We start from the raw sequence: 12,174 nt of genomic DNA, 5'->3' as shown, positions 1-12,174 counted from the left end.
ACCTACCGGTGCTGGTCTATTAGGATATCATTGCCATCAGGATCTGTCAGCGTGATGTAGCCAGGTCCGGTGCTGTTCTCGTCAGCTTCGCCCGTCAATGATATGCCGGCGTTTTTTAGGTGTTTTTGGATGGTTCGTATATCGTCAAAGGGGTCGACGTTTTGGGCGTTTTGATCCCATCCTGGATTGAAGGTGATGATGTTTTTTTCAAACATGCCTTCAAAAAGTCCGATAACCGCTTCGCCGTTTTTTAAAACAAGCCATTTCTGCTGGATATCTCCACCCAACTTGGTGAAGCCCAACTTCTCGTAAAATTGCTGGGAGGCCGCGATGTTTTTTACGGCAAGACTGATCGAAAATGCGCCAAGTTTCATGGTGTTGTGGTTTTGATGTTAGATTTTTTTATCACTGGTAATCAATGATTTAATAAAAATAGCTGAAAATTACTTTAAGTGTGCCAATATAAGGTTTGAAATCAGAAAACTGATTTCAGCAGGTTGGAAAGCTCAGGAATTTGTCTTGGGAATATATTGGTTTGCTTTGTTGTTTTCGCCTGCTAATCTCACAGTTTCCTCGATTCTTTGGTTTCTGGTTTCAGGTCTTTTGGCGTTGAGAATCCACTCCAAGATACCGCGCCTAGAAGACTTAGAAAACCGTTCCCAAAAAGACAGCGCTTGGGGGTTCTTGTCGAATTCCGCCGCGAGGTCTGCTGGAAGGATGAATTGGTCTACCTCTTCCAATGCGGACCAAGTCCCGCTTTTTTTGGCTAGTTCCACCATGTCAATTCCCGCCGGTTGCATCTTTCCCTCTCGGGTAAGGCGTTCGACTTTATCTTTGTTGATCTTGGACCAATTGCTTTTCGGATTTCTTTTTGAGAAAAACTGATAATAGCTTACTTCATCCCGTTTGTTGGGCTTGCTGTCAATCCAACCAAAGCAAAGTGCTTCATCCACCGCTTCTGGATAGTAAACAGAGGGTATGCCGCTTTCCTTTCGGTAAATGATCAACCAAATGGATTTTTCCTTGAGGTGGTTTTCATGAAGCCATTTTCTCCATTCTTCCTGGTTGCTGGCTCGAAAAGTGGGTACTCCGTTATAACGCTCCATCTTGTTTGCAAAGTGAATTTGATATTCAGGGAAGGTTTAACTCCTTATTTCAATGGTGTCTTTTCGAAAAACAACTCCGTTCCATCCATTTTTTTGACCTTGATTTCAGCGGAACCTAATTGACTTAGCCATGAAATAAATGAGCAAAAATCCCCAAAATCAGACGCTTGCTTTCCGTTCAACTCAAGGATTTCCTCGCCCAATTCCAACATCGCGTCTTGTGGAACCCTTCCCAAGGGTTTGCCCGCTACGACGATCTTTCCGTCCTGAAAATTGAAATTCATGTGGGTAGGATTTTCAAAAGCGACCTTTTGCGGACGCGACGCAAGGTGAAATATGCCATCGCTGTTGTTAAGAATCGTACGTGAACTCAGTGTCGAAAAGAACTTGATGCCGATTTTCTCTGTGGTGTTTTCTTCAAAGTCAGCCGGAATACCATAAACCATTTGCTCCCCAACCTGCAGACTGTCCAAGATGATGGCATAGGTCAGGTTGGTTGCCATGCTAAGCGCACCCATGGAAAAGCCCATGTAGGGATTAATTTTTTGGTCCGATTCCTTTTGCTCAATAAAATCCGACTTTTCATCAAAATCCATCGGGAAGTTGAGTATTTGGGTGTAGCCAAAGTCGACCAATACTTTTTCAAATTCGTTGCCTGAAAACGACAACTTCGCATGGGGCCTATTTCCGATAAACTCGACTGGGAAAGTCAAGCCATTTTCTGTCAGGGAAAAAGGGGATTTTGACACTCTGACCTGCATTTTGTCGAAATCTATTTCCCAATTAAGCTGTCGAATGACATCCGCCCCAAGAAGATAATAGTCCATGCAGGACAAGAATGGCATATCCACGACGAGGCTCTTGATGTCCTCAAACTCAAATCCTCCTATCTTGAAACGCTTTGATTTGGCCATTTTGACTTTTTGGACCTTATTGTTGGAATCGCGCATTTTGATCTTGCCCGCGTTTCCGGAAAATCTGCCATCCGCCTTAAAACCTTCACCGGCCAATCCCATTCCAGCCCCGGTATCAAAAGCAAATTGGGTCGGTACGCCATTGATCTCGCCTTCGAAAACCATCAGTTTGTTGTCCATGTGAAACGGAAAAGTATAAACAGTATCTCCTGTAAGATTTACGTCTGTCCGATCAATGCCACCAAATCCCGGCAATGGAAACAGCATCGTGACCGAGATCAAAAAGAAAATTGTATTTCTCAACCTTTTTAAACTCATATATCAATCTTGTTGGTTTTCAATAACTTCGGTTTTCATTGGAACCGGTATACCTGCCACTTCCTCCAAGAATCTGATGGTTTCGTCCCTGACGGATTGCCAATCCTTGGAGGTAATTTGGGAAGCGATCACATGGTCTCCGGTCTCGGGAAATGCTACCTTCCGTTTCAGCTCGGTTGGGGTCGATACTTGATCAAACATTTCCAACATTTTCGGTACGGAAACCACATCATCCTGCTCCTGCTCATTTTTGTAGTAATAGCCAAGAAAAAGCGGCTGTCCGACCTTGTTGAAGGTGGCCGCGTTCATTTTGCTTTTGATGAGGACGGCAAGGCTACGGTAGGCGTTCATATGATATTGTTCTGACCAGTATTTTGCTTTTTCTCCCTCTCTTTTATTGACCAACGTGCCATTTTCATATTGGAAATTTTCAGCCAAATAGCCCATCCATGGCTGGAAAAACACTTCCAGTGTCTTGCTTTTCGCTTCAATGGCGGGTGAATAAAGTACCAGTGCCTTCATATCCGGCCTTTCCGAAGCCAATACTAAACTCAGAGCACCCCCCATTGAGGTACCAATTACTATTACTGAATCACCCAGGCTCTTTCCAACCATATAGGCCTGCCTGACTTCATCAACCAGCTTTTGGGCGGTCAAGTGCCTGAAACCATCTTCCCGATCAATGCCGTGTTCGGGAAGTCTTACCAAATACAAGTTCGCACCAAAATGCTTGGCTACCTCGCGGTGCACTGGAAACCCCTCCATTTGACTGGCTCCGAAGCCGTGCACATAGACAATCGAATAGCGTGTCTTGCTTCTGTCCAAGCTATCCGCCCAAATGATTTCAGCCTTGTTGCCTGGTTTAAGACCCTTGACGGTGTCTTCTTTTTGAGCGACAAATGCCTCGATTTCCCCCAATCGCGTCGGAACGCTGGGGTACTCCCCTCCAAGTTCCTCAAGTTTGGATTTTGGTCCGAGCATGTACACGATTGCCAATACAATCGCGAGAGCTAGCAGGATACGAAGCGCTGTTTTCATGTGATGGATTTTTTACCGAAGTTAAATAAATCGCACCACATCTTCATCCGAGAGCGTGATAGGTACCGGATTAGATCGGTTAGCCGACAAATACCGGTGGTGAATAAGTGACTCAGCGGACAGAGATGCGAGGCTATCCTTCCGGCGAAATACGCTGTGTGCTTTGGTGAAAAAATTCCTAAGTTTGGACAAAATCAACATTGAATATGAAACTCAAATACACATCACATTTCCTTGCTCTCGGCACTCTGCTGACCCTTGCCTGCGGAACGGATACTGAAAAAAAGCAGCAGTTTCAAGTCGCGGACTTCGAACCGCACGTCATTGCGCTATCGGCGGACGAAATGATGGGGCGCATGCCATTTACGGAAGGCGAAACAAAAACCGTCCAATACATCGAATCCGAATTCAAAAAACTAGGCTTGAAGCCGGGAAACGGGGATTCCTATTTTCAGGATGTGCCCTTGGTATCCATCAAGACAACGCCCGCACCTACCATGTCGATAAAGTCACAAGGCGGTAACTACACCTTGGAAGGCCTTAAGGACTATGTCCTTTGGACACAGCGGACTGATTCATTGGTCGCTTTTGAGGATGCCGAAATCGTCTTTGCAGGCTATGGCATCGTGGCGCCCGAATACGGCTGGAACGACTATGAAAACCTGGACGTCAAGGGAAAAATCGTGATGGTCATCGTCAATGATCCGGGATTTGGCAGTACGTCAACAGATTTGTTCAAGGGAAACACCATGACCTACTACGGGCGCTGGACCTATAAATTGGAGGAAGCGGCTCGGCAGGGTGCACTCGGCACGCTGATTATCCACGATACCGAACCGGCCGGTTACGGATTCAATGTGGTCCAAAATAGCTGGAACGGCAGTAAACTTTACCTCGACAATCGGGGAAAAGACATCTACAAAGCTACTTTTGAGGGATGGGTCACGCTGCCTACAGCCAAGCAGATTTTTGAATGGGCAGGGATGAACGGGGATGAAATGCTTGCACAGGCCAAGGTCAAAGGCTTCAAACCGGTTTCGTTGGGATTGAAGGCGAGTAGTTCGATGACCGTCACTGCAAGTTATGCGGTTTCCAAAAATGTGATTGCGATGGTCGAAGGCACTAAAAAACCCAATGAATACCTGGTTTATACAGCGCATTGGGACCATTTGGGAATCGGCAAGCCTGATGCGTCCGGTGACAGCATCTACAACGGCGCCTTGGACAATGCCAGCGGTATCGCTGCATTGATGGCTTTGGGAAAGGCATTCAATGAAAACAAACCTGAGCGCTCGGTCGTGATGCTTGCGGTGACGGCCGAGGAACAAGGGTTGTTGGGTTCTGCCTATTATGCCCAAAATCCTATTTTCCCCAAAGAGCGAACCATTGCCAACATCAATATCGACGGCGTCAACCACATCGGAAAAATGAAGGATGTGTCGCTTATTGGACCTGGACAGTCTGACTTGGAGGATCTGCTGGAAGACGAACTTCAGAAAAGGGGAAGGTATAGCGCCCCTGAGCCGACACCTTCAGCTGGCTATTATTACCGGTCCGACCACTTCAATTTCGCCAAAGTTGGGGTACCGGCTTTGTACTTCGGGACAGGCATTGACCATGCCGAAAAAGGGAAAGAATTTGGCTTGAAAGCCCAACAGGACTACATCACCAATCACTACCACAAGCCTTCTGATGGCTACAAGCCGGGCGATTGGGATTTGGAGGCAGCTTTGGAGGAAATTGACCTGTACTTCCACGTGGGCCAGAGGCTCGTCAACTCGGAAGTATGGCCCCAGTGGAAAGAGGGTTCAGAGTTTAAGGGAATCCGCGACGCCTACATGAAAAAGTAGGTGTTCCAGTTCATGCTGAAGTTTTTTTGAAAATGAGTTTCCGGCATCACTGGAAACTCATTTTTTTGCGAACACCTCTTGAATCGCCTCCAGGTAATCAAAACCATGTCCTTCTGTTGGCTCGATGTAATTCCCCTCGAGGTACTCATTCCAGCAACAAATCATGATCGTATTGCCATTGGTTGCCCGGTATTTGGCGGAATGTTTTTGGGCATCGAGTAATTTGGCCTTGAAGGTGGCCTTGGTGCTGTGGACGCGGTCTTTGTCAGGCTCGCTGGGAAATCCGGTAGGCTGTGGCCATGTACCACCCATCGGCCGCATATCCCAACCCATGGCGACAGGAACTTGGTATTCGAAATTCGGGTCATCTTTGTAGAGTTCAGACCATTTTTCCCAATGCAGGCGGTAGGTTTCGCGCATGTCTGCATAGCTCCGGTTATGCTGCTTTTCAAACATGTGGTAGACATAGGTAGTGTTTCCTTCAAACCCCATCGCTTTGAGCCTTGGATTGTAATCCTGCAGCAATAGCTTGTCGGTATACTCGCCACCTCTCCAAGGCTCCCGGGGATTGGTCGGACGCCATTTGGTAGGCAATGCATACAGCATCTCATGCTGCATCATCGGGCCTGCAGTGACGGCAATGAATTTGATCCCACCGTACCCTGCCGACTTCGCCATATTCTGTGAGCGGGTGAGGAGCTCCTTCATTGTAATCCCATAATAGGCTGCCCTAGATTCCAGATCCTGCGGGAAATACAGATAGACAATTGGACGGCCGTCAGGATCGCGGAGGTAATCTTTTCTTTTGAAATACTTGTCCATCCAGAGTTGCGTGATCTTGTCGTGAACTTGGAGGAAAAGCTGCTTTGTAGGCGCCTCACCACGGTAATTTCTGCCGGCGGAGATGCTTGCAGGGCTTCCCACATCCAGCCAAAGCATCCACTTTTCATGGCTGTCGTCGCACCAGTTGATGGCCCACTTCATTTGCTTGGACTCGGGCAGCTTGGCGTTTTCGGCCAATAGCACATCCAATTGCTCGATCCATTCCTCTACGCCTGGTACAGCCACGCGGCCGCTTTTGGTAGGATCGGTGCGCCAGTTTTTGGGATAGTAGATATTGGATTGAGGGCCAAAGTTCAAATGGTAATAGTAATGCCTTCCAAAAAACCAGTCATAGGCAAAGAAATCGATGCCATAGGATTTCATGTATTCCAACTGCTTGCGCGCGACCTTTGGGTCATTGCGTTTGTAAAAGCCACCAAGTTCCTTGATGGGCTTGCGCTCGAGAAATGGGCCCTCATAGGGATATTGTGCGTTGAAGATCCTGCCTTTTGGTCCCCACATGCCTGTATTGTGGGTGTGGCCGCAGTTGTCGTTGTTGATCAGGCAAGACCAAAAGCTATCAATATCGACGTTGGGGTCAGGGGAGAGGTTCCAGGATGGCATGAAGAATACGCCGACCTTGTTTTCCTTTTGTGCTTGGTCCGGAACTGGATTTTCCTGGAGATTGGTGGTCCGATTTGCCGAACCAAACAACCTTTTGAAAAAGTTATCGGAGCTGCTTCCCCAAACCATCACAAAGGCGAGGAGAAAGTAGGAAAATGTCAGTTGGATTTTCATCGATCGATAAAGGTTTGATAACTGATTTCAGGAAGCTATTTGATATAACTGCCCTAAAAATAGCTGATAAATTGACAAGGTGGAAAATTTAGGCTAGATGCTGCACATTTGAAACGATCATGTAATCGTCATTGGTTGTGTTTTTTGCTAAGACGCACCTTGACGTTTTCTTTGACCTTAACTGACAAATCTGTTTTTGCAATCTCCCCAATCTCAAACAGGTCTCTGCCGAGTTCGTAGGCGGATAGCTTTTTTCTCTCAGTTTTGATGTAAAACGCGAGTGCATCCGACACAACATCGAGCGTAGAGATTCCCTTTCGTTTCGCAAGGAAATCCAATTCTTTTGCCATCTCTTGTTCAATTTTGATTGTCAGCATCGGATGTCATTTTTTTGTGAAAAGATAGCGGCGTTTTCACTGTCTATCAAGTGGATAAGGGAAATTTTATCGAATTGAAGGCAGTAAAAAAACCCTGAAGCATAATCCTTCAGGGTTTTGAAAATCTGCTTTCGGTAATGTTATTTTCTTGAAATTGCCTGCTTCGCAGCCTTAACGATATTGGCAGCGTTCAGGCCGTATTTTTCCAATAATTGGGTAGGGGTGCCGGACTCGCCAAAGGAATCATTGACGCCGACATATTCCAATGGTGCGGGATGATTCCTTACCAAAACTTGCGCTATGCTATCTCCAAGGCCACCGTTGATTTGGTGTTCCTCGGCTGATACCGCGCAGCCGGTTTTGGCCACAGAAGCCAGGATAGCTTCTTCATCCAAAGGCTTGATGGTATGGATATTGATCACCTCGGCTGAGATTCCTTCCTCGCGCAGCATGGCCTCTGCGACTACAGCCTCCCACACCAAGTGTCCCGTAGCAAAGATGGTGACGTCTTTGCCCTCGATCATCTTCCAGGCTTTCCCGATCTCAAATTTCTGGTTGGCGGGCGTAAAGATCGGCCATACAGGGCGTCCAAACCGCAAATACGCCGGACCGACATGGTCCACGAGAGCCAAAGTTGCAGCCTTGGTTTGGTTGTAATCGCAAGGGACGATGACCGTCATATGCGGCAACATCTTCATCATGCCGACATCCTCGAGGATTTGGTGCGTGGCACCGTCCTCGCCAAGGGTAAGTCCGGCATGCGAAGCGCAAATCTTCACGTTTTTGTCCGAATAGGCCACGGATTGACGGATTTGGTCATAGACGCGTCCGGTGGAGAAGTTGGCGAAAGTTCCCGTAAAGGGGATTTTCCCTCCAATCGTCATCCCTGCCGCGAGACCAATCATATTGGCTTCGGCGATTCCCACTTGGAAAAACCGATCGGGAAATTCCTTTTGGAAGGCACCCATTTTCAGTGAACCGATGAGATCGGCACAAAGACCAACCACGTTGGGGTTTTTGCGGCCTGCTTCGAGCAATCCGTCCCCGAATCCGGATCGGGTATCTTTCTTTTCGGTATAGGTAAATTTCAGATCCAAAGTCTTTTCCATCTCAGTAGTCGCCTAAAGTTTCTTCCAATTGTGACAAAGCATTTTCCAGTTCGGCATCGCTTGGGGCCACGCCATGCCATTTGTGGGTGCCGACCATAAAGTCAACGCCGTAGCCCATTTCGGTATGCAGGAGTATCAGGACTGGCTTGCCTTTTCCAGTCATGGATTTGGCCTTTGCCAAACCTTCCAACACGGCGGCCATATCGTTTCCTTTTTCGATGCTGATCACTTCCCATCCAAATGCTTCCCACTTGGCCTTGAGGTCCTTGAGGTCCATGACTTTTTTGGTTGGACCGTCGATTTGCTGACCGTTGTAATCGATCGCCGCGATGATGTTGTCGACATGGTGGTGCGCCGCATACATTGCCGCCTCCCAAATCTGACCTTCCTGCTGCTCGCCATCACCCATGACCACATAGACAAGCTTGTCGTCCTGGTTGAGTTTCTTCACTTGCGCAGCGCCGATGGCCACGGAAAGTCCCTGTCCCAGGGAACCTGAGGCAATTCGTACCCCCGGCAAGCCTTCGTGGGTTGCTGGGTGGCCCTGAAGCCTTGAGTTGATCTTGCGGAAGGTTCCGAGTTCCTCGGTAGAAAAATACCCGTTTCGGGCAAGGACGCTGTACCAAAGGGCCGACACGTGGCCATTGGACAGGAAGAAGAGGTCTTCGCCTTTTCCATCCATGTCGAATTGGTTGTTGTGCTGCATTTCCTTGAAAAACAGCGCCACGAAGTACTCTGTCAGGCCGAGTGCTGCGCCGGGGTGCCCGGATTGGACGGCATGTACCATCCGAAGGCAGTCCCTTCTGACTTGGGAAGAGATTTTTTGGAGTTGATCGATTGAAACTTGTTGCATTGGGCTGGGATTATTTGAGGATTTGGCTGGTATGGTTTTTAGTATCTACTTTTTCGATGATTTCTTCCAAAATGCCCGCCTCATTGATCACAAAGGTCGTCCGTGCGGTACCCATATACTTGCGTCCGTACATGGATTTTTCGACCCAAGTGCCATAGGCATCGTGGACCTTGAGGTCTTCGTCCGCGAGCAAGGAGAAGGGGAGGTTTTCTTTGGCGATGAATTTCTGGTGTGATTTTGCTGAGTCGGAACTCACGCCTAGGACCACATAGCCTGCTTTGATCAGGGCATCATAATTGTCGCGCAGGTTGCAGGCCTGGACGGTGCAGCCGGGCGTGCTGTCTTTTGGATAGAAGTAAAGGATGACTTTTTTTCCCTTGAGATCAGAAAGCTTGATGGTGTTGCCGTTTTGGTCTTTGGCTTCAAAAGCTGGGGCTGGACTTCCTACTGTAAGTAACATGATGTTGAAAATTTGAGGTTTAGGATTATTGGATTTTGGTACGGTAGACGGCCTCGTTGCCGGCTTGGTCCCGCACTTTCAATAGAACTTCTCCCTTGAAAGGTTGTTTATCCAATTTTTCGGACCAAATGACATTTTGCTTGTGTTCGTACCGCATCAGCACCCATTTCCCATCGACACGCGCCTCAAAATCCTTTATTCCCGATTTGTCGTCCTTGATGATGAATCTCATTTCGGAAGCATTTACCCGCACGGGAGAAATGCTCGGTTTGGTCCGGTCAAAATCGAGCACAAAAGTACCAAAATTTCTGGTTTTGAACCGAATATTGTCGGATTCCCATTCGCCGCCCACGAAGGTTTTTCGGCCATTGTCGGCCAGATGGTACACATGGGTGGTGGTTTTGTCTCCCGAAAAACCAGTATCGCGCATCAGTACCTCGATCGGATTGCGGAGGTATTCGGAAGAGCTGTTGATCTTCAAAGTGGGGCCATTTCCATTGCTGCCGTGGTCCACCCTTAGAAAAAGATCATCCAAGAGCGCATTTTCGGCAAAATTGATTTCCACATCCCTGTTGGCGAAGGAATATTCCTCACCAAAAGGTATCCGCACGATTGCCTGCGGCTTGATGATTTCGGTACAAAGGTCAATCGAATCCGGAACCCCAAAGTACATATCCCAAAGATAGGTCCTGCGCCCATCGGCGGTGTAGGCGGGAGGAATTTCCATTTCCTGGCTCCGTACAAAGACCTTGGCCAAGGTACCTGCTTCCGAACTCCCCGTTTCGATGACCATGGTCTCCCGCTCGTAGGAGACCTTGGTGGTTTTGTTGGGGCTTGGTGCCGTAGAACCGATGATTTCAGGTGCTTTTTCACCTACCACTTGTAGTTTCAATGTCCGTGAATTGCCAAAGTAATCCTGTAGCAGCACGCTGATATCCTTCCTTTCCCCGATGCGGGCCTCGATGGCGCCGGCATAAGTCGTATCGGGGCTGTAGATTGCCAGTTGGTTGTTGGGATAGCGGTAGAGACGGATAAACCTGTTTTGGTGCATGTGGGTCAGGAAAAACCGTCCTTTGTTGAAGTCGAGGTGGTCCAAGTGCACGCGGAAATGTTTGTTGCCATTCACACTCATTTCAAAAGTCGGTACCCCAAAGACGTTGGATACCATGTCCATCTTGTCGATGGCATGCACTTCCAAGCCCACGCGTCCGCTGATTTTCACGGGTGATTTCAGGATGTACCTTCCGCCTTCCAAAACGGGCGTAAATTCCATCCTTTGGAACTTTCCATTGACCCGCGCTTGGGCATCCAGCGGTTTCAAAGCCACTTTGTAGAGCACGGGAGCGGTCTTGTCGGAATACTCCTTGAAATTGAATGAAAAGGGATCGATTGCCCGGTCGAGGCTGTCACGGATCTCGAAGTGCAGGTGTGGGCCACCCGAGCTGCCCGTATTTCCCCCGTTTCCGATCACTTCCCCACGCTTGACAGGCAAGAAGGAGGGATCGGGGAAAACTTCCAACTCGTTCTTTTCCGCCACATACAGCTCCTGCCGCATGAATTCCTGGATCTTGGGCGAAAAGTTGCGCAAATGGGCATACACCGAGGATTGCCCGTTGGGATGCTTGATATAGACGATGTTGCCGTAGCCGAGCGTAGAAAGTTTGATGCGGTACACGTAGCCATCTTCGATCGCGAGTATGGGTTCTCCGTCGACGCCACCGATCTTCACGTCAATGCCCGAGTGGAAATGGTTGGGACGGATTTCGGAGAAATTCCCTGAGAGGAGATTGGTCTGCCCCGGCTTGACAGGAAACAGATAGTTGCTTTGGGCCTGAAGCCAAAAGGGAACCGCGAGCAGGATGATAAAGAGAAAGCTACTTGACTTCAAAATCCAACAGTTTTTCGTCTTCAATAAACGCTTCCAAGCGATCTCCAATCTGCACTTTGGATACACCCGCGGGCGTTCCGGTGAAGATCAGGTCGCCCTTTTTCAGGGTAAAAAACTTGGACACATATTCGATGATCGTGCCAAAATCAAACAGCATCATGGCCGTATTGCCCTTTTGCCGGACTTGGCCGTTGATCTTGAGGTGAAAATTGATATCGTCAAACTTCGCAAAACGGCTTACGGGAAGAAATTCCCCCACGGGCGCCGAGCCGTTGAATGCCTTGGCGATTTCCCAAGGAAGGCCTTTTGCCTTGCAGGTATCCTGCAGGTCACGAGCCGTAAAGTCGATGCCGATACCGATCTCGTCGAAGTACCGATGGGCAAACTGCCTTTGGATATTCTTGCCTTCTTTGGAGACCTTGAGCACGAGTTCGACCTCATGGTGGATGTTTTGTGAAAAGTCGGGATGGAAGAAAGCCGCGTTGTTTTTGAGCAGAGCCGTATCAGGCTTCAGGAAGACCACCGGGGCCGATGGGCGCTCGTTTTTCAGTTCCTCGATATGCTCCGCGTAGTTGCGGCCAATGGCAATGATTTTCATAATTGGCTATAAAAATTTCAGTGGCAAAGAAAGGGAATTTTGG

Annotated in this window: 12 protein-coding genes; 1 reads left to right on the top strand and 11 read right to left on the bottom strand. The window is 48.4% G+C overall.

Annotation, left to right across the window (positions count from 1 at the left end; genetic code table 11):
- Window positions 1-2 precede the first annotated feature (2 nt).
- From L0U89_RS08100 to L0U89_RS08085, 4 genes are all read right to left on the bottom strand, one after another.
- Window positions 3-374, bottom strand: coding sequence for a VOC family protein (locus tag L0U89_RS08100; protein WP_234861075.1), 372 nt, complete (start codon window positions 372-374; stop codon window positions 3-5).
- Window positions 375-506: 132 nt separating this feature from the next.
- A complete protein-coding gene (locus L0U89_RS08095; RefSeq protein WP_234861074.1) occupies window positions 507-1,106 on the bottom strand; it encodes a YdeI/OmpD-associated family protein in 600 nt (199 codons plus the stop codon).
- 44 nt (window positions 1,107-1,150) lie between these two features.
- Window positions 1,151-2,338 (bottom strand): retropepsin-like aspartic protease, encoded by a 1,188-nt coding sequence (locus L0U89_RS08090; protein WP_234861073.1) that lies wholly within the window; start codon window positions 2,336-2,338, stop codon window positions 1,151-1,153.
- Between the two features lie 3 nt (window positions 2,339-2,341).
- Window positions 2,342-3,376 carry an alpha/beta hydrolase gene (locus tag L0U89_RS08085; protein ID WP_234861072.1) on the bottom strand — a complete coding sequence of 345 codons (1,035 nt, stop codon included), beginning with the start codon at window positions 3,374-3,376 and terminating at the stop codon, window positions 2,342-2,344.
- Between the two features lie 206 nt (window positions 3,377-3,582).
- Between L0U89_RS08085 and L0U89_RS08080 the strand changes: the two genes are divergently transcribed.
- On the top strand, window positions 3,583-5,226 hold the full coding sequence (locus tag L0U89_RS08080) for a M28 family metallopeptidase (RefSeq protein WP_234861071.1): 1,644 nt from the start codon (window positions 3,583-3,585) through the stop codon (window positions 5,224-5,226).
- Between the two features lie 57 nt (window positions 5,227-5,283).
- On the opposite strand, the gene L0U89_RS08075 is transcribed toward L0U89_RS08080, so the two are convergent.
- The 7 genes from L0U89_RS08075 to L0U89_RS08045 all read right to left on the bottom strand — a co-directional run bounded on the left by L0U89_RS08075 (window position 5,284) and on the right by L0U89_RS08045 (window position 12,131).
- Window positions 5,284-6,846, bottom strand: a complete 1,563-nt coding sequence (locus L0U89_RS08075) for a glycoside hydrolase family 99-like domain-containing protein (RefSeq protein ID WP_234861070.1) — start codon at window positions 6,844-6,846, stop codon at window positions 5,284-5,286.
- Window positions 6,847-6,974: 128 nt separating this feature from the next.
- Window positions 6,975-7,223: a ribbon-helix-helix protein, CopG family gene (locus tag L0U89_RS08070; RefSeq protein WP_234861069.1), complete on the bottom strand. Its 249-nt coding sequence runs from the start codon at window positions 7,221-7,223 to the stop codon at window positions 6,975-6,977.
- Between the two features lie 140 nt (window positions 7,224-7,363).
- Window positions 7,364-8,332, bottom strand: a complete 969-nt coding sequence (locus L0U89_RS08065) for a transketolase family protein (protein WP_234861068.1) — start codon at window positions 8,330-8,332, stop codon at window positions 7,364-7,366.
- A gap of 1 nt (window position 8,333) precedes the next feature.
- Window positions 8,334-9,185, bottom strand: a complete 852-nt coding sequence (locus L0U89_RS08060) for a transketolase (protein ID WP_008625746.1) — start codon at window positions 9,183-9,185, stop codon at window positions 8,334-8,336.
- Window positions 9,186-9,195: 10 nt separating this feature from the next.
- Entirely contained in the window at window positions 9,196-9,645 is a 450-nt protein-coding gene (gene bcp, locus L0U89_RS08055; protein WP_234861067.1) for a thioredoxin-dependent thiol peroxidase, read from the bottom strand.
- 25 nt (window positions 9,646-9,670) lie between these two features.
- On the bottom strand, window positions 9,671-11,533 hold the full coding sequence (locus L0U89_RS08050; protein WP_234861066.1) for a M23 family metallopeptidase: 1,863 nt from the start codon (window positions 11,531-11,533) through the stop codon (window positions 9,671-9,673).
- Window positions 11,520-12,131 carry a fumarylacetoacetate hydrolase family protein gene (locus L0U89_RS08045; protein ID WP_234861065.1) on the bottom strand — a complete coding sequence of 204 codons (612 nt, stop codon included), beginning with the start codon at window positions 12,129-12,131 and terminating at the stop codon, window positions 11,520-11,522. Before L0U89_RS08045 ends, L0U89_RS08050 begins: the two co-directional genes overlap by 14 nt.
- Window positions 12,132-12,174: the final 43 nt, after the last annotated feature.

It is taken from the genome of Mariniradius sediminis (assembly GCF_021491425.1).
In the GTDB taxonomy this organism is placed as follows: domain Bacteria; phylum Bacteroidota; class Bacteroidia; order Cytophagales; family Cyclobacteriaceae; genus Mariniradius; species Mariniradius saccharolyticus.
Note: the sequence above shows the minus strand (reverse complement) of the source record. Positions and strands in the feature narration are given on the sequence as shown.